This is a genomic window from Pseudoduganella sp. jia 12, from assembly GCF_055502675.1.
In genome coordinates this window covers 253,614-276,712 of record NZ_JBUXKP010000007.1, presented here as the reverse complement: position 1 = coordinate 276,712, position 23,099 = coordinate 253,614, and the positions used below count along the sequence as shown (strand labels likewise).

The following is a 23,099-nucleotide window of genomic DNA, read 5'->3' as shown; positions in this document are numbered from 1 at the left end:
TTTTTGCTTGCGAGACCGGCAGGCCTCTCCAGCCATTGGCAGACCACCCCTGAAGTAGAATGCATCTCACTCGCTCCCGCGAGCCTGTAACGCATCAGAGGAAGCCAATGACCAACAAGTCATCACATTTCGACACCTTCGGCCAGCCGAGTACCGGCCAGCATCGCGAACTGGGCCACTACGTTGCCAATGACGCCACGTTCCCCACGGCCTACCTGCGAGCGGTGGCCGCCATCGCCGCCTCCGACGGCATCCTCAACGTCGCCGATTTCAATGCCCTGAACGACGTGGCGGCGCTGATGAAGGATTCGGCGCTGGCGCGGGTGGTGTTGCTGGAATGCGTGGAACATCCGCTGGACTGGAAAGTGGCGTTCGGCGACCTGCATGCCGCGTCCGCCGGCATCGACCAGGCGACCGCGGCGGAGGCGTTCGAGGCGGCCCGTGCGCTGTTGTCGATCCAGGGCACGCGCAGCAGGAACATGGCCCGCGATTTTGCCGAGGCGCTGCGTTACCAGGTGCCCATGGGAGAACTCGAGGCGTTTCCCACCGACGAACAAAGCCTGTGGAACAAGGTGAGCCTCGGTTCGGTGCGCATGCTCAAGGGCCGCAAGTATGCCGACCTTGCCGACCTGTGCGTGCGCGCCACCGGCGACGTGGCGCTGGCGAATGCCGTGCTCGAATTCGAGCAGGGAGCGCTGGACAAGGCGGAGTTGACCCGGCGGATGACCGCGGCGTGCGCCCGCGTGAGCCAGGAGATCGCGGCGTTCAACCAGCGCATCACGGACTATGAAACCAGCAGCGACACCGCCGTGGCTTTCCTCGAATCCGCCCATGGGTTGCAGAAGCAGGTCGGCCAGCGCCTGGCGATCGCCGATGCGCGCATCGCCCTGGAACGCGAGACCTTCGACGAAGACCTGGAAGAATATATCCACGATGCGGGCAATGCGTTCGAGCGGGAAGTCGTCGATCGCCTCAACACCGACCAGTGGAAGCGCGCGGCGGTATGGGAAAGCATCGCCAACTCCACCTTCGGCAAGGAACTCGAACGGCGGGTGAACCGGATCATCGGCCGGCGCGAGCGGTCGCTCCAGCTGATCCATGAAGACCTGCGGCTGTTCCAGGAAGAGATGGCGCTGTCGCGCAGCACGATCTTGAAGCGCCTGCACCACACGGAGCTCGCCGGCGCGGCACCCTCGCTGCGCTGGGGCACGCGGCTCAAGAACAGTGCCGAGGGGGCCACGAACATGACACTGAAAGCAGGCGGCGTGGCAGCCGTCGGGACGGGCGCCGCGGCATACTTCCTTGGTGCCGCCGCGGTCATGCCCGTCATCGCGCCGGTGGCGCCCATCGTTGGCGGCGCCTTGCTCGTCGCCGGCGTATTCAAGTGGATGATGAATCCGGCGGAGCGCAAACTCGACGAAGTCGGCCACCAGCGCGAGATGTTCGAAAAGGCGTTCCGGCTGCAGCTGGAGGCCGCGCGCAAGGACCTGGGCGCGCAACTCGATGCCACGGCGCAGCAGTTCCACCAGGCCGCCGAGCGCCTGGTGCAGCCGGTGATCCTCGAAGCGCAGGCCGCGGACAGGCTGGCCACGCTGCACGTCAAGATGGCGCGCAGGCTGAACGACCATTCGCAGAAGGCGCTGGCGGAAATGCTCGCCGCATTGCCCAACTGATTGCCCGCCACACCGCCGCTGGTCCGTGGGCCGGCTGGCGAGCGCGATACCGGCGCGGACGATGTGATAATTGTTGAGTTTTCATGCATACCGGGCGCGGTAGCATGACGATTGCCGGTGCTTGACCATTTGCGTGATTGCCGTCGCTCCACACGGCTTTGGTGCTTTGGACAGCGCAGGTACAGGTTCCGGACACAACAAACAATGGCCCACCCCAAGCGGGCCACATCGAAAGGAAGTATCCATGCGTCTCCTGATTGCCCTCATCTTTCCCTGGCTGACCTTCTTCACCATCGGGCGCCCCATCGCGGGCGTGATCTGCCTGATCCTGCAAGTCACCCTGATCGGCTGGCTCCCGGCAACGATCTGGGCCGTGTATGCGCTCAGCCAGTACAAGACCGACCAGAAGATCGAAAGCGCCCTTCGCCAGCGCAATTGACCCGCGTGTCACCGCCACGGTGAACGATGGCGTAAAGCAGGCGACACCAGGCTTCACAAAACGTTCCGCGTTTCAGGGCAATGCCTGGCCTGCGCGAAAGACGCGCCTTGCGTGGCGCGCTTTTTCCAATAGTTCAGTCCGATAGCTTGGTGCTCGGCAGTATCCATTCCGTGCCCGTCAGTACGCTTCCCCTTCGATTTCAATCGTTAAGAGAAGGAGTACGACATGGTGAAACTGAACGGTATTGCCCGGAACCCTATTGCCTCGAACGACCTGCTGCCGGATCCGGGGGACGATCACAGTCGCTCGCCGGTGCCTGGCCACGAATTCGTGAATGGCTGGCTGCGCATCACCGGCACGGCCCAGGACGACCTGCTGGCCGGTACCAATGGCAGCGATACGCTCGATGGCGGCGAGGGCGACGACACGATGGCAGGCGGACTGGGTAACGACGAGTACCACGTCGATGCCACCGGCGACGTCATCCAGGAAGTGGCCGGTGGCGGGAACGACACCGTCCATGCGACGGCGAACCGGTATGCACTGAGCGCCAACGTTGAAACGCTGGTGTTCAAGGGGGCAGGCGCCTTCACGGGCATCGGCAACGCGCAGGACAACGCGATCGCCAGTGGCGATGGCAACGACCGCCTGGAGGGCGGCGGCGGCAACGATTCCCTGTCGGCCGGCGCCGGCAACGACACGATGATCGGCGGTGCCGGGAACGACGGCATCGTCGCCATGGCCGGCCACGACGTGTTCGACGGCGGCACCGGTATCGACACGGTGTATGCGATGGCGGGCCGGGAAAGCTACATGGTGCGCCGGGCCGGCGCGGATGGTCTCGTGTTCACCGCTCTCGCGAACGGCCAGACGCTGACGGTGCACAACGTCGAATACTTCGAGATGGGTGGCAAGTTCCATTCGCTGGCCGGCTTCGTGGCTGGACTGCCGCCCGACGGCAGCGACACTATCGCCGGCACCAATGGCAACGACCGGCTGGACGGCTTCGATGGCATCGATACGCTGGCCGGTGGACTGGGCGACGATACCTACATCGTGTGGAATGCGGGAACCAGGGTCGTGGAGCTGGCTGGCGGGGGAACGGACACCGCGGAGGTGGCCTACGCCGGCAAGGCCTGGCAGCTGGCCGATCACGTCGAGAACGGCATCGCGGTCGCCGGCAAGCTCGGTATTTCCATCGATGGCAATGCCCTGGACAACGCGTTGACCGGCAATGCCGGCGCCAATGTGCTGACGGGCGGCGCCGGCAACGATACGCTCGATGGCGGCAAGGGCTCCGATGTGCTGGCGGGTGGCAGCGGCGACGATACGTATTACATCGACGCGACCGGCGACATGGTCACCGAGGAAGCGGGCGAAGGCACGGACACCGTGTTCACGACGCAGGCGAAGATCACGCTCGGCGCGCATGTCGAGAACGCAGGCTACCTGGGCACCTCGGCTTTCACGGCCATCGGCAACACGCTCGACAACGTGATCACCGGCGGTGTCGGCAACGACAAGATCGATGGCGGCGGCGGTCTCGACACCTATGTCGCGGATGGCGCGTTCGTGGACTACGCGCGCGAGCGGCCCAACGCGACCGACATCGTGCTCGCCAGGGGCGAACAGCGCATCACGCTGAAGAACATGGAGCAGGTGCGCTTCACCGATGGCGTGAAGACGGTCGCGGACATGTTCGTCAACCAGGCCTCGGCCGGCAACGACACGCTGGCCGGCACCGACGGCAACGACATACTGGATGGCCTGGGCGGCGCGGACCAGATGCGTGGCGCCAAAGGCAACGATACCTACAAGGTCGACAACGCTGGCGATACCACCATCGAACTGGCCGGCGAAGGGCTCGATACCGTCGACATCGCGATCAAGGGCGTGGCCACCTACGTGCTGGGCGCCCACGTCGAAAATGCCACGGTCACGTCGACCTCGGCGGTGAACGTGACCGGCAACGCGGCGAACAACAAGCTTACCGGGAACAACAGCGCGAATGTGCTGGCGGGCGGTGACGGCAACGATATTCTCATTGGCGGCAAGGGCAGCGACACGCTCGACGGCGGTGCCGGCAACGACTTTTATTCCGTCGACGCGGCCGGCGACAAGGTGCTGGAAGCGGCGAACGGCGGCCACGACATCGTTGAAACCACGGCCACGAAGCACACGCTGTCGGCCAACGTGGAAGTGCTGCGCTACACCGGCACCAGCGCGTTCACGGGCATCGGCAACGAGGGCGACAATGTCATTGCCGGCGGTTCGGGCAACGACAAGCTGACCGGCGCCGGGGGACGCGATACGTTCGTGATCGGCACCGGCCACGACAAGATCGCCGATTTTGCGAGCGGCGTCGACACGCTGGCGATCGACCGCGCCATCGGCAATGGCGACGGCGTGATCGACGAAACCTTCACGCTGGGTGCGCCCGGCGGGTTCGCGGCGGACGCCGAACTGGTCATCTTCACGCAAGCCGTGACGAGCCTGAGCACGGCCACCGTGGCCAAGGCGATCGGCAGCGCCACCGAAGCCTATGTGCAGGGCGAAACCGTGTTGTTCGCGCTGCATTCGGCGACCGCCACCGGCGTGTACCTGTTCACGAGCAGCGGCAGCGATGCCGTGGTCAGCGCGGGAGAGCTGGTGCAGATTGCCACGCTGACCGGGGTGGCGACGACCGGCGTCGGCGATTACAGCCTCTCTGCGGCCGCGTAACGGGCGGGCCGGCCTTGCATGATCGAAGGGCGGTCCGGTCAACCGGGCCGCCCTTTGTGTTCCCGGGATGATGCGCGGCCTGGTGTAGCCTCTCGGGATGGACTCCCTGATTTCCGCCGCGGCGCGGGCGCTGGCCGCCGGCGATCCGCTTGGCGCATTGAACCGCGTTGCCCTGCGCGGCGACCCTCCTGCCCTGGCCCTGCGGGGTATCGCCATGGCACAGCTGGGCGAGCATCGGCGGGCGCGCGAACTGCTGCGGGCCGCCGCGCGCGGTTTCGGTGCCCATGAGGCACTGGCGAGTGCCCGCTGCGTGGTGGCCGAAGCGGAGGTGGCGCTGGCGATGCGCGATATCGGCGGCTCGCCGCGGCCGCTCGCGCTGGCGGCGGCCACCCTCGACGCCCATGCCGACCGTGCCAACGCGCTGCAGGCACGCCTGGTCGCGGCACGCCGCCTGTTGCTGCTGGGGCGCCTCGCCGATGCCGAGGCGGTGCTGGCGCCCATCGATGTCCGCGGGCTGTCACCGGCGCTGGCCGCCGTCGCCGCGCTCAGCATGGCGGAACTTGCGCTGCGCCTGCTGCGCATCGATACGGCGCGCGGCGCGCTGCACCAGGCGCAGGCGGCTGCGTCCCATGCCGGCATACCGTCGCTGCTGGCCGAGGTGAGGGAGGCGTGGGCGGCGCTCGAACGCCCGGCTGCCCGCCGCGTGGCTGGCGGAGCATCGCACGTGCTGCGGCTTGCCGACGTGGCTGCCCTGATGGCGTCGGACACGCTGGTCGTCGATGCCTGCCGTCGCGGCTTCGGTACCGGCGGCGTATGGCGGTCGCTGGCGCGCCGGCCGTTACTGTTCGCGCTGGCGCGGGCACTCGCCGAAGCCTGGCCCGGCGACACCAGCCGGGAAGCACTGATCGCCCATGCCTTCCGCATCCGGCGCCCCAACGAGACACACCGGGCGCGCCTGCGGGTCGAGATCGGCCGCGTGCGCGCCCTGGCTGCGCCGCTGGCGGACATCGTCGCCACGGGACGGGGATTCGCGCTACGACCCCGCGACGGACGTGGCCTGGCCTTACTGGAGCCACCCATCGATGGCGACGGGGCATCGCTCGTGGCATTGCTGTCCGACGGTGCGCCCTGGTCCACCTCGGCGCTGGCGCTGGCATTGGGGGCGAGCCAGCGTACCGTCCAGCGCGCGCTTGCCGGGCTGGAAGCCGGCGGGCAGGTGCGCGCGGTCGGCGGCGGGCGGGCGCGCCGCTGGCTGGCACCGCCGCTGACGGGATTCACGACGATCTTGTTACTCCCCGCTACGCTGCCGATTCGCTAGAGTTGTCTTGCGGCGCCCCTTCTCGGCGCCTTCTACGGAGGTGAAAAATGATGAGCGAAACCTTGAGCAGGAACGACCTGGAAGCCGGCTGCCAGGCCGCCGAGATCGTGCGGGAATATGGCCCTTTCATCGGCGCCGACACGATTCATGGCGTGACGCACGACGGCACGCAGGTCTGGGCCGCCACCGGCACCAGGCTGGTCGCCTTCGATCCGCACAGCGGCGCCGTGGCACGGTCGATCGAGCGGCCGGGCGACGCCGGCACCGCGTTCGACGGCACCTACCTGTACCAGATCGCCGAAGCGCGGATCGACAAGATCGATCCTGCCAGCGGCGCGGTCGTGGCATCGATTCCCGCCCCCGGTGACGGCGGCGACTCGGGGCTGGCCTGGGCCGAGGGCAGCTTGTGGGTGGGCCAGTACCGTGGCCGCAGGATCCACCAGATCGATCCCGATACGGGCGCAATCCGGCGCACCATCGAAAGCAACCGCTTCGTCACCGGCGTGACATGGGTCGACGGCGAGCTGTGGCACGGCACCTGGGAAGGCGATGCCAGCGACATCCGCCGTATCGATCCGCACACCGGGGCCGTGCTCGAACGGCTGGACATGCCGCCCGGCGCGGGCGTGAGCGGGCTTGAATCCGACGGCGCCAGCCTGTTCTACTGCGGCGGCGGCGACAGCGGCACGGTGCGCGCCGTGCGGCGCCCGAAAGTGGCGGCGCCGGCCTGACCCAGCACGAAGCGCTTCTGCGCCGGCAGGCAATGCCGGCGCAGGTCGTAGCCGTCGACAATCGTCTGCCGGGCCGCCGCGCGCAGGTGCACCAGGCTGTCGCGGCGCTCCAGCGTATCGGCGATCGTTTCCGCCAGGGCGCCGTGGTCGAAGAAGTCCGTCAACAGGCCGTTATGGCCATGTTCGATCACTTCCTGCAGCGGCGCGGTGCGCGAACCGACGATCAGGCAGCCGGTGCTCATGGCTTCCATCAACGACCACGACAGCACGAACGGATAGGTGAGATACGTGTAGACGGCCGATACCTGCATCACCTGTGTGAGCAGCGCATGCGGCAGGCGGCCCACGAAGTGCACGCGGCTCATGTCGAGCCGGGGCATCACCTCGTCGCGGAAGATCGCCTTCCACGTCCTGCCTTGCGGCGCGGCGGCACCGTAGCTGGCACCGTCGCCGCCCACCAGGACCACCCGCGCATTCGGGCGCAAGCGCTGCAGTTCGGGCAGCGCACGCATGAAGACATGGTAGCCGCGGTAGGGCTCCAGCTGGCGCGAGACGAACGTCACCACTTCGTCGCCGGGCTTGAGCGTCAGGCCGGCGCCGGTCAGCGACACGCGCGCATTCGCATCGGGGCGAAAGCGGTCGGTGTCGATACCGTCGTGGACCACGGCGATGCGGTCGCGGAACCATGCCGGATGGCGGTCGGCCTGGAACACGGTCGGCGACAGGCCCGCATCGGCCACGGACATCGCGTGCAGCAGGTGGGTGTTGCGCAGCCGCAGCCGCTGCAGGCTCGCCAGGTCGGGCGGCGCCGAGAACTCGGGGTCGAAATGCGAATCGCCGCCCTCGGCGCCGTAATAGTATTCGGCGTAGATCAGCAGGCGCGTGCGCGGAAACACGTCCTTGACATACAGCGCCTCGCCCCAGCCCGGGTGGGCGAACACGATGTCCGGCGTGAAGCCTTCAGTCTTCAGGCGGTGCAGCGCCGCGCCGGCCGATTCGCCGCGCAGTATCTTGCTGTACAGGTCCTTCAGTTGTGCCGCCTGTTGCCCGGCGTCCGCCGGCACGCGCGCCTGGTGCAGGAAATAACGCACGCCGGGCAGGCGCTCGGCATGCTCGGCCATGCCGAGCGCCACCACTTCATGGCCGTCGGCCGCGAGCGCGGGGGCCAGGTGGCGGAACTGGCCGGGAAAGTTCTGGTGGATGAAGAGGATGCGCGCCACTTATCTGCTTTTTGCTTCGGCGGCCTTCGCTTCGAACTGGGCGATTGCCTTCGCGAATCCGTCGACCAGCGCGTTCGGCACCGCCAGCGACAGCTGGTAATGCTCGACCAGGAATCCCTTGCCCGTGTTGCGCAGCACGCCGCTGGCCTGGCAGGTACCCATCTGCGTGTTCAGCTGTTCATCGAACCATACGTAACGCCGGTCGGAGGAAAAATACACATTGCGCTTTTGCGCGGTGAAGGCCCAGGCCTTCTTCGCGTCGAAGTACGGCTTTGCCCATGCCTTGAACTGGTCGCGCGTCCATACCTCGGTCTTGTCGGTGCCGATGTATACGCCGTTCGGCGCGATCTTGTCGAAGTAGGCGGGGCGGGCGTGGGCGGCATCGTCATGCCAGCCGTCGACGAAGGCGTTGACCTGTTGCGTGAACGCGGCGGTATCCGGCAACTGCGCGTGCGCGGGGGCGGCCAGCACGACGGCGGCGGCCGCGGCGGCGAAAGCGTTGGCCAGTGGCCTCATTCCAGTCCTCCTGTCGGGTGAAACGGGAAGAATACATCAGTAGTGTGCACGGTGCGAGCCGGGACAGGCTACCGCTGTATAATCGGCGGCTCCACCGCTACCCAAGAGACTCATGGCTTCATCCAACGATAATGTCAGCATGGCGCTGTTCTGCGACTTCGAGAACGTCGCGCTCGGCGTGCGCGACGCGAACTACGAAAAATTCGACATCAAGCCCGTGCTGGAACGCCTGCTGCTCAAGGGTAGCATCGTGGTCAAGAAGGCTTACTGCGACTGGGACCGCTACAAGGCGTTCAAGAGCCCGATGCATGAAGCGAACTTCGAACTGATCGAGATTCCGCATGTGCGCATCTCGGGCAAGAACTCGGCCGACATCCGCATGGTCGTCGATGCGCTCGACCTGTGCTATACGAAGGCCCACGTGAATACCTTCGTCATCATCTCCGGCGATTCCGATTTTTCGCCGCTGGTGTCCAAGCTGCGCGAAAACAACAAGAAGGTGATCGGCGTGGGCGTCAAGGATTCCACGTCCGACCTGCTGGTCGCCAACTGCGATGAATTCATCTTCTACGACGACCTGGTGCGCGAAAGCCGCCGCCAGCGCCGCGACGTGCGCGACCAGCAGCAGCCGAAGCGCTCGCCGGAAGAGGAAAAGAAGAAGCGCGACGAGTCCGAGAAGCGCCGCGCCGAAGCGCTGGACATCGCCTACGAAACCTTCGATGCCCTCATTGCCGAGCGCGGCGACAGCGGCAAGATCTGGGCTTCGGTGCTGAAGGAAGCGATCAAGCGCCGCAAGCCGGACTTCAACGAAGCGTATTACGGCTTCCGCACCTTCGGCAACCTGCTGGAGGAAATGAAGGCACGCGGCCTGCTCGAATTCGGCCGCGACGAGAAATCCGGCGCCTATGTCTACCGCAGCAGCAATGCGGCGCTGCCGGTTGCCGCGGCGGCCGATGCCGATGCGGCCGATGCCGAGGCGGCAACCGAAGCGGTGGTCGGCACGCAGGATGCGGCCGAGGCGCAGGACAAGCGCGAAGGGCGGCGTGGCCGCGGCAACCGTGGCGGCCGCAATCGCCGCCCCGGCGCGACTGAAACGGTCGATACCGCGGTATCTGCCGGCCCGTGGGGCGCGCACAGCGAAGCACGCAGCCAGGAAGCCGGGGAATTCGCCGACGAACCGCTCGACAATGCCGCCGACGATGTTGCCGACGATGCGGTCATCGAGCTGGCCGAGGACCTGGGCGAGGAAATCGCCGACGGCGCCGAGCTCGATGCGGACGAAGTGGCCGTGGCGCTCGAATCGGCCGCCGCCGATTACGCCAGCGAGCTGGCATCCGCCGAGCGGGCGCTGGAAGAGATGGCACGCGAAGTCAAGGAAACGCGCCGTGCCCGGGCTGCCGGGCAACTGACGGCTGCCGAACAGGCGGCCAAGGCGCTTGCCGAACTGCATGCCGAGACGGATGCAGTGCCTGACGAGGAAACGGAAACGGCAGCCGAAGCAGCGGCCGTGGCGGAGCAGGCGGAACCGGCGCCGGCCAAGCGCGGCCGTACGCCTGCACGCAAGCTGGCGGCGGCGAAGAAGCCTGCGCGGGCAAGCAAGGCGACGAAAGCCACCGCTTCGGCCAGCGCCGAGCCGGTCCCGGCGCCGGAACCGGAATCCGCGGCACCGGAACCCGTAGCACCGGCACCGGCCGTCGAGGAAGACACCGCGCCGCTGGAGCCGGCCGAGCCGGCTGGCGAGGCGGCACCGCAACCTGCAAAGAAGCCGCGCACGCCATCGCGCAGCCGGCTGCCGCGCAAGCCGAAGAGCAAGCCCGAAGGGGAGAGCGAAGGCTGACCTGTCGGGGAAGAATCGCCGGCATGCCGCCGGCGATTTCCTGCTTTCCAGCATGGCCGGCGTTTGCCGGCCATTTTTTTCGGCACCGCCGCCGCGGCCACGGCAATTTACTGCCGCCTGCTTTGCTGCCATACTGCGCGTCACAGAAAACTCATGGCGGCTGTCGATGGCGATCCTTTCTGAAATTACCCTGTATCCGGTCAAGTCGTGCGGGGGCATCGCGCTGCGAACGGCAACGCTCACGCGCGCCGGCCTGATGTCCGAGCAGATCTACGATCGCGAATGGATGGTCGTCGACGCGGCCGGCGCGTGCCTGACCCAGCGCGAGCATCCGGAAATGGCGCTGATCGCGCCGCGCCTCAAGCTCGATACGCTCGAACTGCGCGCGCCCGGCATGCTGCGCCTGGAAATCCCCCTCGGCCTGCCCGATCCCGAAACGGCGCCCACGCTGACCGTGCAGGTCTGGGAGCACACCCTCAAGGCCTATGACTGCGACGCGCTGACGGCTACCTGGTTCAGCAACTACCTCGGCGTGCCTTGCCGGCTGGTGCGCTTCCACCCGGATGCGCTGCGGCTCGCGAGTCCCAAGTGGACCGGCGGTATCGAGGCACCCACGCTGTTTTCCGACGGTTACCCGATGCTCGTCATCGGTGCCGAATCGCTGCGCGACCTGAATGGCCGCCTGGAAGGGGCAGGGCGCACGCCGCTGCCGATGAACCGTTTCCGCCCGAACCTCGTCGTCGACGGTATCGGCGCCTATGAAGAAGACTATGTCGACACCTTCCGCGCCGGCGAGGCGGTGCTCAAGCCCGTGAAGCCATGCCCGCGCTGCCCGATGCCGTCGATCGACCAGGCCACCGGCAAGTTCGGCCCCGATCCGCTCGACATCCTGCAGGGCTACCGCGCCAAGCCGGAAGTCGATGGCGCCATCTGCTTCGGCATGAACAACATCCTGCTCGATGGCGATGGTGCAACCGTGCGCGTGGGCCAGGAAATGCACGTGGAACTGGCCTTCTGAACGGCAGCCGATGACCGACAACGAAGACCTGGCGGCCGAGAACCGCGCGCTGCGCGCCCGCATGGCCTGGATGCTGGAGCAGGCCGAGCGCAATCACGACATCATGATGCGGCACCAGGCATTCGACCTGGAAATCGTGGGCGCCACCAATTTTCCCGAGCTGATCGGCAGGATCTTCGGCTCGCTGCCGGCCATCTCCGAACTGGAAAGCGTGACGCTGTCACTGGTGGACGAGGGGGACGACATCCGCACGGTGATGGAAAGGCTGGGCGTCGATTTCGCCGCGTTCCCGCAGCTGCTGTTCGTGCCGGACATCGGCCAGCTTGCCCTCGGGGCGGAAACGAAGCCGCTGCTCGGCGCGCATGAGGCGGCGCGCGACGCGCACCGCTTTCCCGGCGCGCCGCCGTTGCAGAGCGTGGCCATCGTGCCGCTGCTGCGCAACCGGCGCGTGATCGGCACGCTGAACCTGGGCAGCGCCGATCCCGCCCGCTTCACGCCGAGCCTGGGAACCGACTTCGTCGAGCACATGGCGTCGATCATCGCGATCTGCCTGGAAAACGTGATCAGCAACGAGATGCTGAAGTACATCGGACTGACCGATTCGCTGACGGGCGTGTACAACCGCCGCTACCTGGACCGGCGCCTGCTCGAGGAGATCGCGCGGGCGCGCCGCCAGCGCTACGACCTGTCGTTCATGTACATCGACATCGACCACTTCAAGCGCATCAACGACACGCTGGGCCACCAGGGCGGCGACGAGGTGCTGCGCGAAGTGGCAAGCCGCATCAAGGGCGAACTGCGCCTGTCGGACGCGCTGGCGCGCTTCGGCGGCGAGGAATTCGTGGTGCTGCTGATCGACGCAAGCCTGGACAGTGCCGCCCTCGTGGCCGAGCGTATCCGCGCCGGCCTCGCGTCGGCCATGGTCGAGCTGCCGGGCGGCGTGAAAGTGTCGATCACCGGTTCGATCGGCGTGGCCTGCCTGGCCGGGGCCGAAGGCGAGGGGCCGGCCGAAGCCGCGGCCACGGAACTGATCGCCCATGCCGACGAGGCGCTGTACCAGGCCAAGGCCGGTGGGCGTAACCGGGTGGTCCGGTATGCCGGGCGCTGAGGCGTTCGTGCAGCGGCCGATTGCACCGCAAGCTATTGTTTTGCAAGTAAAAAAGGGTATCGAAAGCGGCCCGCATTGGCGGTAAGATGGCGTGCGCCGCACGACCATGCCAACCCATGCACGGAGAACCCATGCCCTTGACCCGCCTCGCCCGCACGTCCGTATCCCTCATCGCCGCGGCCCTGTGCGCCGCGCCCGCCCTGGCCGCCACCACGCCCGCCGTCGCCGATTTCAAGACATGCGAAAAGCCCGTCTGGCCCAAGGAGGCGTTGCGGCGCGAGCAGCAGGGCAGGGTCACGCTGGCATTCGAGATCAGCGAGGCCGGCGCGGTGACGGATTCCAAGATCGTCAAATCCAGCGGTTTCCCGGCGCTGGACATGGCCGCGCGCGACGGCATCATGAAATGCCGCTTCACGCCCGCCACGCAGGACGGCAAGCCGCAGGCGGCATGGATGAAGATGCAGTATGTCTGGACGCTGCAAAGGAAGGCGGCCGACCCGGCGGCCGTGGCGGCCGCATTCGAGGCCGACCGCGAAGCGGCGGAGGGCGGCGATGCGGCCGCCGCCCTGCGGGTGGCGCAACACTACATGACCCCCACGAACGGTGCGCACGATCCCGAGAAGGCCGCATGGTGGCTGCGCAAGGCGGCCGATGGCGGCGATGCGCAGGCGATGGAAGTGCTGGCGTCGATGCTGTTCCAGGGCCGTAACGGCGTGGCACAGGACAAGGTCGACGCGGCGCGCTGGATCGAGCAGGCGGCGGAACAGGGCCGCGCGAATGCGCAGGCGATCTACGGCATGCTGCTGCTGCGCGGCGACGGTATCACGAAGAACGAGGCCGGCGGGGAAGAGTGGCTGGCCAAGGCCGCCCGGCAGGACCACCCGCAGGCCCAGGCGCAACTGGCGGCGCTGCAGATGCGGCGCGGCACCGTCGATGCCGGCACGATCGCGCTGCTGGAAAGCGCCGTCGGGCGTGGCGAGATGGCGGCCGGTGTCATGCTGGGACGGTGCTACGAGCAGGGCACCGGGGTGGCACAGGATGGATCGAAGGCGTTCGCGCTGTATGCCAGGGCGGCCGCCAGCGGCAGCGCCGAAGGCAAGCGCGCGCTGGCGAGCCTGTACGACAAGGGCGCCGGCCTGCCGGAAGACCGGCGCGCCGCCAAAACGCTACTCGGGCGCACCGATACGCCGCCGGCGAATTGAAACGGGAGCAGCCAGCCGCGCCGGCTATCCGCGCGGCTGCAGGGCAATGACGGCCATGCCGCCCAGCGCGAGGGCGGCGCCCAGCGCATCCCACCGGGTCAGCGCGATGCCGTCGACGAAGCGCAGCCACAACAGGGCTACCGCGATGTACATGCCGCCATACGCTGCATACGTGCGGCCGGCGGCGGTGGGGTGCAGCGTGAGCAGCCAGGCAAACAGGGCAAGCGAGGCGGCAGCGGGGACCAGCATCCACGCGGAACGGCCATTCTTCAACACGAGCCACGGCAGGTAGCAGCCGACGATTTCGGCCAGCGCCGTGACAGCGAACAGCAGCGCCAGGCGCAGCATTTCCATCGTTATCCCAGTAATCGTTGTTCGGCGCGCGCGACCGCCTGCGCATTGCCGCGCAGGACAACCACGTCGCCCGCTTCCAGCACCATGTCCGCGCCGGCATCGAGCCGTTCCCTGCCGCGCCGGACCGCCATCACCTCGGCACCATCGACATCGATGTCGCCCACGGTGCGGCCCACGCAGTTCGATGCCTGCGTCAGCGTCAACGTGTGCAGCCGCGCGGTTTCGGCGTCGTCGCCGACGTCGCTGATGCCGTGGAAGTAGCCGCGCAGCGAGGCGTAGCGTTCCTCGCGGGCGGCCTGCACGCGGTGCACCACCCTGCGCAGCGGCACGCCCAGCATCACCAGCGCGTGCGAAGCCAGCATCAGGCTGCCCTCCATCAGTTCCGGCACCACCTCGGCGGCGCCGGCCGCCTTCAGGCGGTCCAGGTCGGTGTCGTCGTGGCTGCGCACGATCACGGGCAGCGTGGGCGCCAGCTCGTGCACGAGGTGCAGCACCTTCAGCGCCGATGGCGTGCTGGCATACGTGATCACCAGCGCGCTGGCGCGGTAGATGCCGGCCGCCACGAGGCTTTCGCGGCGCGCCGCGTCGCCATACGACACGCTGGCGCCGGCCGAGCGGGCTTCCTGCACGCGGGTGGGGTCGAGGTCCAGCGCCTGGTAGGGAATGCCTTCCTCCTGCAGCAGCGTGGCCAGGCTCTGGCCGCTGCGGCCGAAGCCGGCCACGATCACGTGCTGTTGCGTGGACATCGTGCGTGCCGCGAGCTGCGTCAGGTTCAGCGATTGCATCATCCATTCGTTGCTGGAGAATTTCAGCACGAGCCTGTCGGACTGCTCGATCAGGAAGGGCGCCGCCAGCATCGACAGCACCATCGACGCCAGCACCACCTGGATCACGAACGGATCGACGAGGTCCATGCCGCCCACCACGTTGAGCAGCACGAAACCGAATTCGCCGGCCTGGGCGAGTGCCAGGCCGGTGCGCATCGACACGCCGTCCGAGGAGCCGAACAGCTTGGCCAGGCCGGCGATCAGCGCGAACTTCATCAGCACGGGGAAGACCAGCAGCGCCAGCACGAGCCACCAGTTGTCCAGCACCACGCGCACGTTCAGCAGCATGCCGATGGTGATGAAGAACAGGCCGAGCAGCACGTCGCGGAACGGCTTGATGTCCTCTTCCACCTGGTGCTTGTATTCCGTTTCGGAGATCAGCATGCCGGCCAGGAAGGCGCCCAGTGCCAGCGACAGGCCGGCACGCTCGGTGATCCACGCCGCGCCCAGCGTCACCAGCAGCAGGTTGAGCATGAACAGTTCCTGCGAGCGGCGTTTCACGACCACCGTGAACCAGCCACGCATCAGCTTCTGGCCGAAGAACAGCAGCAGTACCAGTACCAGCACGGCCTTCAGCGCTGCCCAGCCCAGCGTGACCAGCAGGTTCTCCGGGTTCTTCGCCAGCGCGGGGATCAGGATCAGCAGCGGTACCACGGCGATATCCTGGAACAGCAGGATGCCGATGATCTTGCGGCCATGCTCCGATTCCAGCTCCAGCCGCTCGGTGAGCATCTTGACGACGATCGCCGTGGACGACATGGCCAGCGCGCCGCCCAGCGCGAACGCCGCTTGCCAGGAGATGTGGATGGCCGGCGGCAGCGCGCTGGCGATCACCCAGCCGAACGCCATGGTGGCCACGATCGTCAGCACCACCTGCGCCATGCCCAGGCCGAACACGTCGCTGCGCATCGATTTCAGTTTCGGCAGCGAGAATTCGAGGCCGATCGAGAACATCAGGAAGACCACGCCGAATTCGGCCAGCGTGTGGGTGGCATGGCTTTCCTCGGCAAGCCCCAGCGCGTTCGGACCGATCAGGATGCCCACGGCCAGGTAACCGAGCATGGGCGGCAGGTGGAGCATGCGGAATGCCACCACGCCCAGCACGGCACTGCCTAGCAGGACGAGAGTCAGTTCAAGGGGTGAGAACACGGAAGTGTCCCGGGAATGGCCAGTGGAAGGAGGAAGAGATGCTGCGCGCGTGCGGAGTTTGTAACATCTGGCAAGTTTTTTGCTTTCCCAATTCGGCTATACTTTCGGCCATGAGTGTAACCCATGAAAAAACAATGCTGAAAGCTTTTGATGCAACAACCGCAAGCCGGGCGCTGGCGCTGGCGCGCGAAGCCCTGCAAATCGAGGCCGACGCGCTGATCGCGCTGCATGACCGCCTGGCAACGGATGAGAGCGTGGGGAAAGCCGTCTCGCTGCTGCTGAACTGCAAGGGCCGCGTTGTCGTGTCCGGCATTGGCAAATCCGGCCATATCGGACGCAAGATCGCCGCCACGCTGGCTTCCACCGGCACGCCGGCCCTGTTCGTGCACCCGGCCGAAGCCGCGCACGGCGACCTGGGCATGGTGACGCCGGACGACGCGTTCATCGCCATTTCGTATTCGGGCGAAAGCACCGAGCTGATGGCGATCCTGCCCGTGGTCAAGCGCATGGGCGGCATGGTGATCTCGATGACGGGCAAGCCGGAGTCGAGCCTGGCGAAGCTGGCGGACGTGCACCTGGACGTGTCGGTGGCCAAGGAAGCCTGCCCGATGAACCTGGCGCCGACGGCGTCGACGACCGTGACACTGGCGCTGGGCGATGCGATCGCCGTCGCGCTGCTGGACCTGCGCGGCTTCAAGGAAGAGGATTTCGCCCGTTCGCACCCGGGTGGCGCGCTGGGCCGCCGCCTGCTGACGCACGTGCGCGACATCATGCGCCACGGGGATGCGATTCCCGCCGTGACGGCCGATACCCGGCTGCCGGATGCGCTGATGCAGATCACGCAAAAAGGCATGGGCATGACGGCGGTGGTCGATGCGCAGTACCGGCCCGTGGGCGTGTTCACGGACGGCGACCTGCGCCGCCTGATCGACAGGGTGCAGGATTTCGGCAAGGTCGTCATCGGCGACGTGATGCATGCGAATCCGCGTACCATCGGGCCGGATAAACTGGCTGTCGATGCCGTGGCCGTGATGGAAGAGCACCGCATCAACCAGATGCTGGTGGTCGACGACGCGGGCACGCTGGTCGGCGCGCTGCACATCCATGACCTGACCCGGGCAAAGGTGATCTGATGAGTATCGAATATGACGTGGCTATCGTCGAGCGGGCCGCGAAGGTCAAGCTGTTCATCTTCGACGTCGACGGCGTGCTGACCGATGGCGGCCTGCACTACGGTGCCGAAGGCGAGGCATTCAAGACGTTCAACGTGCAGGATGGCCTGGGCATCAAGCTGCTGCAGGAATCGGGCGTACTCACCGGCATCATCAGCGCGCGCCGTTCGCCGCAGGTGACGGCCCGCGCCAGGGACCTGGCGATCGAGTTCGTGCACCAGGGCGGCCATGACAAGCTCACGCCGTTCAAGGCGCTGCTGGAGCAGCTGAACCTTTCCGAGGAACAGGTGGCCTTCATCGGCGACGACGTGGTCGATATCCCGATCCTGTCGCGCGTCGGTTTCGCGGTGGCCGTGCCGAATGCGCGGCCGGAAGTGCTGACGCGGGTGCACCACGTGACGCAGCACCGTGGCGGCCACGGCGCGGTGCGCGAAGTGTGCGAATTCGTGCTGCGGGCGCATGGCAGTTACGACCGCGTCATGGCCCAGTTCCTGGCCTGAACGTGGACCGGGAGGCGGGTGTGGAAATGACAGGGAGACAGGATGCGTAACCAGCGAACGGCACACCGCTACCGGCTGTCGATCGGCATGGTCCTCGCGCTGCTCGGCGCGCTGGGCTCGTTCTGGCTGCTCGAGCTGATGAACCGCGCCGGCGAGGAAATGGAAGCCGGCATCAAGGTCGACGAGCCCGACTACATCGTGGAACGCTTTTCGTTCGTGCGCATGTCGGAAACGGGGCAGCCCAGCTACATCATCTCGGGCGACAAGCTGACGCACCGGCCGTCCGACGATTCGTCCGAGATCGACAAGCCGGTGGTGCGCAGCCTTTCCGGCGACAAGCCGCCGATGGACATTCGCGCCGAGCATGCGCGGGTCGACCAGGACAACACGCGCGTGACGCTGACGAAGAACGTCAACATCCACCGGGCCGCGTCGCCCGCCGCGCGGGACATGCACCTGGCCACCGAGAAGCTGACGATGTACCCGGACGAGGACCGCATGGAAACCGACCTGCCGGTGCGCATGCAGAGTGGCGGCGCCACCGCGACCGGCATTGGCATGAAGGCCAACAATGCCACGCGCCAGGTGCAGCTGGGCCAGGGCACCATCGTGTATCCGCCCCGCCCGCGGCAGTGAAGCAAACAAGAATCGCAGATAGGAATCGAAGATGAAGAGACTCATATTGTCGGCGTTGCTGCTGCTGGGCGCGGCGGGCTATGCCGCCGCCGAGAAGGCAGATTCGTACAAGCCCACCGAGATCAACTATGGCCGCCTCGACGCGGACGACGTGAAGCAGGTCTACACGTTTACCGGCGACGTCACGCTGACGCGCGGCACGCTGCGCATGAAGGCCGACAAGGCGGTGGTCACCTACACGCCGGACGGCTACCAGCTCGCCACGCTGACGGGCGGCGGCAAGAAGGTCGCGTTCCGCCAGAAGCGCGACGGCGAGGGCGACCAGTGGATGGAAGGCGAGGCCGACCGCATCGAATACGACGAAAAGGCCGAACTGGTGAAGATGTATTCGAAGGCCAAGATCCGCCGCCTCGAAGGTTCGAAGCCGAGCGACGAGGTGGAAGGCGAGTTCATTTCCTACGACAGCCGCCGCGAGTTCTTCAGCGTGCGCAATTCCAGCACGGGCACCGACAAGCCGGGCGCCGGCCGCGGCACGATGGTGATCCAGCCGAAGCGCACCGCGCCTCCAGCGTCTTCCGAGGCGCCATCCACCCAACCGCCGGCCGTGCCGGCAGCGGGGAATTAAATGGCGCGGGAGCAGCAAGACTGCAGCAGCACGCTGATCGTGCGCGGGCTGCAAAAGAGCTACGGCAAGCGCCAGGTGGTGCATGACGTGTCGTTGCAGGTGGCATGCGGCGAAGTGGTGGGGCTGCTGGGCCCGAACGGGGCCGGCAAGACCACGTCGTTCTACATGATCGTGGGCCTGGTGGCGTCGGATGCCGGCACTATCGACCTCGACGGTACCGACATCTCCAGCCTGCCGATCCACAAGCGCGCCACCCTCGGCCTGTCGTACCTGCCGCAGGAAGCGTCGGTGTTCCGCAAGCTGACCGTGGAAGAAAACATCCGCGCCGTGCTGGAGCTGCAGAAGGTGGACGGCAAGGCGCTCGGCAAGGCCGAGATCGACGAGCGGCTGAATGCGCTGCTGGCCGACCTGCAGATCGAGAAGCTGCGCGAGAACACGGCGCTGTCGCTGTCCGGTGGCGAACGCCGCCGCGTGGAGATCGCCCGCGCGCTGGCGACCAATCCCCGCTTCGTGCTGCTGGACGAGCCGTTTGCCGGTGTCGACCCGATCGCCGTGATCGAGATCCAGCGCATCGTGCGCTTCCTGAAGGAACGCAGCATCGGCGTGTTGATCACGGATCATAACGTGCGTGAAACGCTGGGCATCTGCGACCGGGCGTATATCATCAATCAGGGCAGCGTGCTGGCCTCCGGCCGGCCCGACGACATCATCGCCGACGAGTCCGTGCGCCGTGTCTATCTTGGTGAACATTTCCGCATGTAAGCACTTGGACCGCGTTGTTCCACCGATAATGAGACATGACCAGCAGCCATGAACCAGCAGCCATGAACCAGCCATGAAACAGTCTTTGCAACTGCGTACTTCCCAGCACCTCGCGTTGACGCCGCAATTGCAGCAGTCGATCCGGCTGCTGCAATTGTCCACGCTGGAGCTGCACCAGGAACTGGAACAGCTGCTGACCGATAACCCGCTGCTCGAGCGGCTCGACGATCCGCTCGACCGTTCCGTGCGCCTGCTGGGCGATGGGGCGATCAACACCACGCAGGCGCCCGGAGAGGCGCCTCCCGAAGGCGGTCCGCCGCAGGATGCGCCGGCGGCGCCGGAGCCCGAGCCGTTCGAAGGTGGCGAGGGCGAAGGCCTCGACCCTGGCGCCGGCGATACCGACTGGAGCAGTGCGGGCAGCGGCAAGGGACCGGACGATGACGACGGCCGCCCGCAGCTCGAGGCCAGCCACCGCAGCCTGCGCGAACACCTGATGGAGCAGATGCGCGTGACGGTGCTGGAGCCGCGCGACCGGGCCCTGGTGGAGCTGATCATCGATGCGCTCGACGATAACGGTTATCTCGAAGAGAGCCTGGAAGACATCCATGCACGCATGCCGGAAGAGCTGGAGATCGAGTTCGACGAATTGCGCACCGCGCTGAAGCTGCTGCAGAGCTTCGACCCGGCGGGCATCGGTGCGCGCAACGCTTCCGAATGCCTGGCGCTGCAGATCCGGCGCATGCCTGGCGTGCCGATGGTCACGCGGCGGATGGCGCTGTGCATCGTTGAAAAGCACTTGCAGTGGTTCGCGCAGCGCGACTTCAACAAGCTGAAGAAGGCACTCGATTGCGACGACGAAGACTTGCGCGAGGCACAAGCCGTCATTCGGCAATGCAATCCGCATCCGGGCGCCGCCTTCGCGGCCGACGTGTCAGACTATGTCGTACCGGATGTCGTGGTCAGGAAAGGCCGCAGCGGCTGGGTGGTCACGCTGAACAACGACGTGATGCCACGCCTGCGCGTAAACGCGCTGTATGCCAGCCTGCTCAAGCAGGGCAAGGGCGAAACGCAGATGAATGCCCAGCTGCAGGAAGCAAAGTGGCTGATCAAGAATATGCGCCAGCGCTTCGACACGATTCTCCGCGTGGCCCAGGCCATCGTCGAGCGGCAGAAGAACTTTTTCTCGCATGGCGCTGTGGCAATGAGGCCCCTTGTGTTGCGTGAAATAGCTGATACACTGGGTCTGCACGAGAGTACTATCTCTCGGGTAACAACTCAAAAATATATGCTCACCCCGCACGGCATGTTTGAGTTGAAGTATTTTTTTGGCAGCCACGTCGCAACCGAAGCTGGTGGGGAAGCTTCCTCGACTGCGATCCGGGCGCTGATCGTGCAATTCACAGGAGCCGAAGACCCGAAGAACCCTTTATCCGACAGTAAGATTGCGGACATGCTGGGTGAACAAGGCATGGTGATTGCGCGACGCACTGTTGCCAAATATCGCGAAGCATTGAAAATTCCCCCAGTCAGCCTCCGCAAGTCCTTGTAAGCAATCTGTAGTGTATGGGTTCCTCTGCGCCGCCGCATTTCGATGGCGGAAGCTGCACGAACCTGGATTGATCTTCTTTAGGAGTGTGTGTATGAATCTGACCATCAGTGGACACCATATCGACGTAACCCCTGCCATTCGCGAGTATGTGCAGAGCAAGCTGGAACGCGTTAGACGGCATTTCGATCAGCTGATCGATGTAAGTGTGATCCTGAGTGTAGATAATCTCACCGAGAAAGAAAAAAGGCAGAAGGCGGAAATCAACCTGCGCATGTCGGGCAAGACCGTGTTTGTCGAAAGCGTCGCGCAGGACCTGTATGCGGCCATCGACTCGCTGATCGACAAGCTGGATCGCCAGGTCATGAAGCACAAGGATAAAGTGCAGAACCATAATCATGAAACCATCAAGCACCTGAGCGAGATCGAGATTCCCGCGTCACCCGCATAACGCCGGATGCAGGTCGCAGCCCTTTGGCTGCAGCAACAGAAGGGCGCGCAATGCGCCCTTTGTTACGTCCGCACCCCACCGTATTCCCGCAGTTCACTGCAGTTCGCCGCAGTTCACCTTCAGTTCACCTTCAGTTCACCTTTTACGCCACATCATCCGCATCCATGGCTAGAATGAGGCCAATAACGACAACGATGCGAGACACCATGACCGACCACGTCCATACCAAGGTGCGCAATGGCACCGGCTTCATCACGCTCGACCGGCCCAGGGCATTGAATTCATTGTCGCTCGACATGATCCGCGCGATTACCGGCACGCTGCTGGCCTGGCGCGACGACGGCGACATCGCCGCCGTCGTCGTCCGCAGCACCACCGAGAAGGCGCTGTGCGCCGGTGGCGACATCCGCTTCTTCCATGCCGCCGGCACAGCGACGCCGCAGGGCGGCAGTGCGCAGATCGAGGATTTCTTCACCGAGGAATACGCGCTGAACTACCTCGTGCATTGCTTTACCAAGCCCTACGTGGCCTTGATGGATGGCGTGGTGATGGGCGGCGGCATGGGCATTGCCCAGGGCGGTCCGCACAGCAGCGTGCGCGTGGTGACCGACCGCACACGGCTGGCGATGCCCGAGGTGAACATCGGCCTGTTCCCCGACGTGGGTGGCAGTTATTTCCTGTCCCACGCGCCAGGCAGGCTGGGCGTGTACCTGGCACTGACGGCGCTGACGATCGGTGCGGCCGACGCGATGTATTGCGGGCTGGCCGACCACTACGTGCCCGCGGCCGAATTGCCGCAACTGGCCGACCTGGTCGGCTCCACGGCCGGAGCGGGGCTGCGCGAGGCGGTGGGAATGTTCGGCCGCTCGCTGCGCCATGAAGCGGGGCCTTCCGAACTGCAGGCGCACCGCGCGCTGATCGACGACCATTTCACCCAGCGCTCGGTCGCCGACATCGTGGCCTCCCTGCGCCGCGACGATCATCCGTTCGCGCAGAAAACGCTGGCCGCGATGGAGCGCCGTTCGCCGCTGATGATGTGCGTGACGTTCGAGATGATGCGGCGCGGTGCCACGATGGGCGTTGCCGATTGCCTGCGGATGGAGCGCAACCTGGTGCGCCGGACCTTCGAGCATGGCGAGGTGATCGAGGGCGTGCGCGCGCTGGCGATCGACAAGGACAATGCGCCACGCTGGAATCCGCCAACGCTCGATGGCGTGACGGACGACATGGTGGCGCGCTTCTTCGAACCCGCATGGCCCGCCTGGGCCCATCCGCTGCGCCACCTGTGAGGCCA

At 66.1% G+C, this 23,099-nt stretch carries 21 protein-coding genes; 17 read left to right on the top strand and 4 right to left on the bottom strand.

What is annotated here, in order from left to right; translation table 11 throughout:
- Positions 1 to 107: 107 nt before the first annotated feature.
- The 5 genes from ACY65G_RS17585 to ACY65G_RS17565 all read left to right on the top strand — a co-directional run bounded on the left by ACY65G_RS17585 (position 108) and on the right by ACY65G_RS17565 (position 6,882).
- Positions 108 to 1,673 carry a hypothetical protein gene (locus ACY65G_RS17585; protein ID WP_464998612.1) on the top strand — a complete coding sequence of 522 codons (1,566 nt, stop codon included), beginning with the start codon at positions 108 to 110 and terminating at the stop codon, positions 1,671 to 1,673.
- A gap of 244 nt (positions 1,674 to 1,917) precedes the next feature.
- Positions 1,918 to 2,112, top strand: coding sequence for a YqaE/Pmp3 family membrane protein (locus ACY65G_RS17580; protein ID WP_130186489.1), 195 nt, complete (start codon positions 1,918 to 1,920; stop codon positions 2,110 to 2,112).
- 225 nt (positions 2,113 to 2,337) lie between these two features.
- Positions 2,338 to 4,833 (top strand): beta strand repeat-containing protein, encoded by a 2,496-nt coding sequence (locus ACY65G_RS17575; protein ID WP_464998611.1) that lies wholly within the window; start codon positions 2,338 to 2,340, stop codon positions 4,831 to 4,833.
- 97 nt (positions 4,834 to 4,930) lie between these two features.
- The gene (locus ACY65G_RS17570) at positions 4,931 to 6,151 is read left to right on the top strand and encodes a helix-turn-helix domain-containing protein (protein WP_464998610.1); all 1,221 of its coding nucleotides are present in this window, start codon (positions 4,931 to 4,933) and stop codon (positions 6,149 to 6,151) included.
- 47 nt (positions 6,152 to 6,198) lie between these two features.
- On the top strand, positions 6,199 to 6,882 hold the full coding sequence (locus ACY65G_RS17565) for a Vgb family protein (protein WP_464998609.1): 684 nt from the start codon (positions 6,199 to 6,201) through the stop codon (positions 6,880 to 6,882).
- Here ACY65G_RS17565 and ACY65G_RS17560 read toward each other — a convergent pair.
- Together ACY65G_RS17560 and ACY65G_RS17555 are read right to left on the bottom strand one after the other, a co-directional pair.
- On the bottom strand, positions 6,813 to 8,102 hold the full coding sequence (locus ACY65G_RS17560; RefSeq protein WP_464998608.1) for a glycosyltransferase: 1,290 nt from the start codon (positions 8,100 to 8,102) through the stop codon (positions 6,813 to 6,815). The two genes, ACY65G_RS17565 and ACY65G_RS17560, sit on opposite strands and share 70 nt — an antisense overlap.
- Positions 8,103 to 8,618 carry a nuclear transport factor 2 family protein gene (locus ACY65G_RS17555; RefSeq protein WP_464998607.1) on the bottom strand — a complete coding sequence of 172 codons (516 nt, stop codon included), beginning with the start codon at positions 8,616 to 8,618 and terminating at the stop codon, positions 8,103 to 8,105. It lies immediately after the preceding gene.
- Between the two features lie 112 nt (positions 8,619 to 8,730).
- On the opposite strand from ACY65G_RS17555, the gene ACY65G_RS17550 reads away from it, so the two are divergent.
- The 4 genes from ACY65G_RS17550 to ACY65G_RS17535 all read left to right on the top strand — a co-directional run bounded on the left by ACY65G_RS17550 (position 8,731) and on the right by ACY65G_RS17535 (position 13,783).
- The gene (locus tag ACY65G_RS17550) at positions 8,731 to 10,455 is read left to right on the top strand and encodes an NYN domain-containing protein (protein WP_464998606.1); all 1,725 of its coding nucleotides are present in this window, start codon (positions 8,731 to 8,733) and stop codon (positions 10,453 to 10,455) included.
- A 166-nt stretch (positions 10,456 to 10,621) separates the two neighbouring features.
- Positions 10,622 to 11,473 (top strand): MOSC domain-containing protein, encoded by an 852-nt coding sequence (locus tag ACY65G_RS17545; RefSeq protein ID WP_464998605.1) that lies wholly within the window; start codon positions 10,622 to 10,624, stop codon positions 11,471 to 11,473.
- A gap of 10 nt (positions 11,474 to 11,483) precedes the next feature.
- Positions 11,484 to 12,581 (top strand): GGDEF domain-containing protein, encoded by a 1,098-nt coding sequence (locus ACY65G_RS17540; RefSeq protein WP_464998604.1) that lies wholly within the window; start codon positions 11,484 to 11,486, stop codon positions 12,579 to 12,581.
- A 131-nt stretch (positions 12,582 to 12,712) separates the two neighbouring features.
- Positions 12,713 to 13,783, top strand: coding sequence for a TonB family protein (locus tag ACY65G_RS17535; protein WP_464998603.1), 1,071 nt, complete (start codon positions 12,713 to 12,715; stop codon positions 13,781 to 13,783).
- A 24-nt stretch (positions 13,784 to 13,807) separates the two neighbouring features.
- On the opposite strand, the gene ACY65G_RS17530 is transcribed toward ACY65G_RS17535, so the two are convergent.
- The gene (locus tag ACY65G_RS17530; protein WP_464998602.1) at positions 13,808 to 14,137 is read right to left on the bottom strand and encodes a YnfA family protein; all 330 of its coding nucleotides are present in this window, start codon (positions 14,135 to 14,137) and stop codon (positions 13,808 to 13,810) included.
- A gap of 2 nt (positions 14,138 to 14,139) precedes the next feature.
- Positions 14,140 to 16,113, bottom strand: coding sequence for a monovalent cation:proton antiporter family protein (locus ACY65G_RS17525; protein ID WP_464998601.1), 1,974 nt, complete (start codon positions 16,111 to 16,113; stop codon positions 14,140 to 14,142).
- Between the two features lie 110 nt (positions 16,114 to 16,223).
- On the opposite strand from ACY65G_RS17525, the gene ACY65G_RS17520 reads away from it, so the two are divergent.
- The 8 genes from ACY65G_RS17520 (at position 16,224) to ACY65G_RS17485 (ending at position 23,094) form a co-directional block, all read left to right on the top strand.
- On the top strand, positions 16,224 to 17,246 hold the full coding sequence (locus tag ACY65G_RS17520) for a KpsF/GutQ family sugar-phosphate isomerase (protein WP_464998600.1): 1,023 nt from the start codon (positions 16,224 to 16,226) through the stop codon (positions 17,244 to 17,246).
- Entirely contained in the window at positions 17,246 to 17,785 is a 540-nt protein-coding gene (locus ACY65G_RS17515; protein ID WP_464998599.1) for a KdsC family phosphatase, read from the top strand. The genes ACY65G_RS17520 and ACY65G_RS17515 overlap by 1 nt, the downstream gene beginning before the upstream one ends.
- A 42-nt stretch (positions 17,786 to 17,827) precedes the next feature.
- On the top strand, positions 17,828 to 18,421 hold the full coding sequence (lptC, locus tag ACY65G_RS17510; protein WP_464998598.1) for an LPS export ABC transporter periplasmic protein LptC: 594 nt from the start codon (positions 17,828 to 17,830) through the stop codon (positions 18,419 to 18,421).
- 31 nt (positions 18,422 to 18,452) lie between these two features.
- Positions 18,453 to 19,046 (top strand): lipopolysaccharide transport periplasmic protein LptA, encoded by a 594-nt coding sequence (gene lptA / locus ACY65G_RS17505; protein WP_464998597.1) that lies wholly within the window; start codon positions 18,453 to 18,455, stop codon positions 19,044 to 19,046.
- Positions 19,047 to 19,808 carry an LPS export ABC transporter ATP-binding protein gene (lptB, locus tag ACY65G_RS17500; protein WP_464998596.1) on the top strand — a complete coding sequence of 254 codons (762 nt, stop codon included), beginning with the start codon at positions 19,047 to 19,049 and terminating at the stop codon, positions 19,806 to 19,808. It abuts the gene before it with no gap.
- Between the two features lie 73 nt (positions 19,809 to 19,881).
- Positions 19,882 to 21,357, top strand: a complete 1,476-nt coding sequence (locus tag ACY65G_RS17495; RefSeq protein ID WP_464998595.1) for an RNA polymerase factor sigma-54 — start codon at positions 19,882 to 19,884, stop codon at positions 21,355 to 21,357.
- Positions 21,358 to 21,448: 91 nt separating this feature from the next.
- Entirely contained in the window at positions 21,449 to 21,805 is a 357-nt protein-coding gene (gene hpf / locus ACY65G_RS17490) for a ribosome hibernation-promoting factor, HPF/YfiA family (protein ID WP_464998594.1), read from the top strand.
- A 206-nt stretch (positions 21,806 to 22,011) separates the two neighbouring features.
- Positions 22,012 to 23,094: an enoyl-CoA hydratase/isomerase family protein gene (locus ACY65G_RS17485; RefSeq protein ID WP_464998593.1), complete on the top strand. Its 1,083-nt coding sequence runs from the start codon at positions 22,012 to 22,014 to the stop codon at positions 23,092 to 23,094.
- Positions 23,095 to 23,099: the final 5 nt, after the last annotated feature.

Bases quoted from the DNA above. Each gene is read 5' to 3' on its own strand.
- ACY65G_RS17535 (WP_464998603.1), top strand. From the start codon at position 12,713: ATGCCCTTGACCCGCCTCGCCCGCACGTCCGTATCCCTCATCGCCGCG.
- lptB (WP_464998596.1), top strand. From the start codon at position 19,047: ATGGCGCGGGAGCAGCAAGACTGCAGCAGCACGCTGATCGTGCGCGGG.
- ACY65G_RS17585 (WP_464998612.1), top strand. From the start codon at position 108: ATGACCAACAAGTCATCACATTTCGACACCTTCGGCCAGCCGAGTACC.
- ACY65G_RS17580 (WP_130186489.1), top strand. From the start codon at position 1,918: ATGCGTCTCCTGATTGCCCTCATCTTTCCCTGGCTGACCTTCTTCACC.
- ACY65G_RS17485 (WP_464998593.1), top strand. From the start codon at position 22,012: ATGACCGACCACGTCCATACCAAGGTGCGCAATGGCACCGGCTTCATC.
- ACY65G_RS17565 (WP_464998609.1), top strand. From the start codon at position 6,199: ATGATGAGCGAAACCTTGAGCAGGAACGACCTGGAAGCCGGCTGCCAG.
- lptC (WP_464998598.1), top strand. From the start codon at position 17,828: ATGCGTAACCAGCGAACGGCACACCGCTACCGGCTGTCGATCGGCATG.
- lptA (WP_464998597.1), top strand. From the start codon at position 18,453: ATGAAGAGACTCATATTGTCGGCGTTGCTGCTGCTGGGCGCGGCGGGC.
- ACY65G_RS17550 (WP_464998606.1), top strand. From the start codon at position 8,731: ATGGCTTCATCCAACGATAATGTCAGCATGGCGCTGTTCTGCGACTTC.
- ACY65G_RS17515 (WP_464998599.1), top strand. From the start codon at position 17,246: ATGAGTATCGAATATGACGTGGCTATCGTCGAGCGGGCCGCGAAGGTC.
- ACY65G_RS17495 (WP_464998595.1), top strand. From the start codon at position 19,882: ATGAAACAGTCTTTGCAACTGCGTACTTCCCAGCACCTCGCGTTGACG.
- ACY65G_RS17555 (WP_464998607.1), bottom strand. From the start codon at position 8,618: ATGAGGCCACTGGCCAACGCTTTCGCCGCCGCGGCCGCCGCCGTCGTG.
- ACY65G_RS17545 (WP_464998605.1), top strand. From the start codon at position 10,622: ATGGCGATCCTTTCTGAAATTACCCTGTATCCGGTCAAGTCGTGCGGG.
- hpf (WP_464998594.1), top strand. From the start codon at position 21,449: ATGAATCTGACCATCAGTGGACACCATATCGACGTAACCCCTGCCATT.
- ACY65G_RS17570 (WP_464998610.1), top strand. From the start codon at position 4,931: ATGGACTCCCTGATTTCCGCCGCGGCGCGGGCGCTGGCCGCCGGCGAT.
- ACY65G_RS17530 (WP_464998602.1), bottom strand. From the start codon at position 14,137: ATGGAAATGCTGCGCCTGGCGCTGCTGTTCGCTGTCACGGCGCTGGCC.
- ACY65G_RS17520 (WP_464998600.1), top strand. From the start codon at position 16,224: ATGAGTGTAACCCATGAAAAAACAATGCTGAAAGCTTTTGATGCAACA.
- ACY65G_RS17540 (WP_464998604.1), top strand. From the start codon at position 11,484: ATGACCGACAACGAAGACCTGGCGGCCGAGAACCGCGCGCTGCGCGCC.
- ACY65G_RS17575 (WP_464998611.1), top strand. From the start codon at position 2,338: ATGGTGAAACTGAACGGTATTGCCCGGAACCCTATTGCCTCGAACGAC.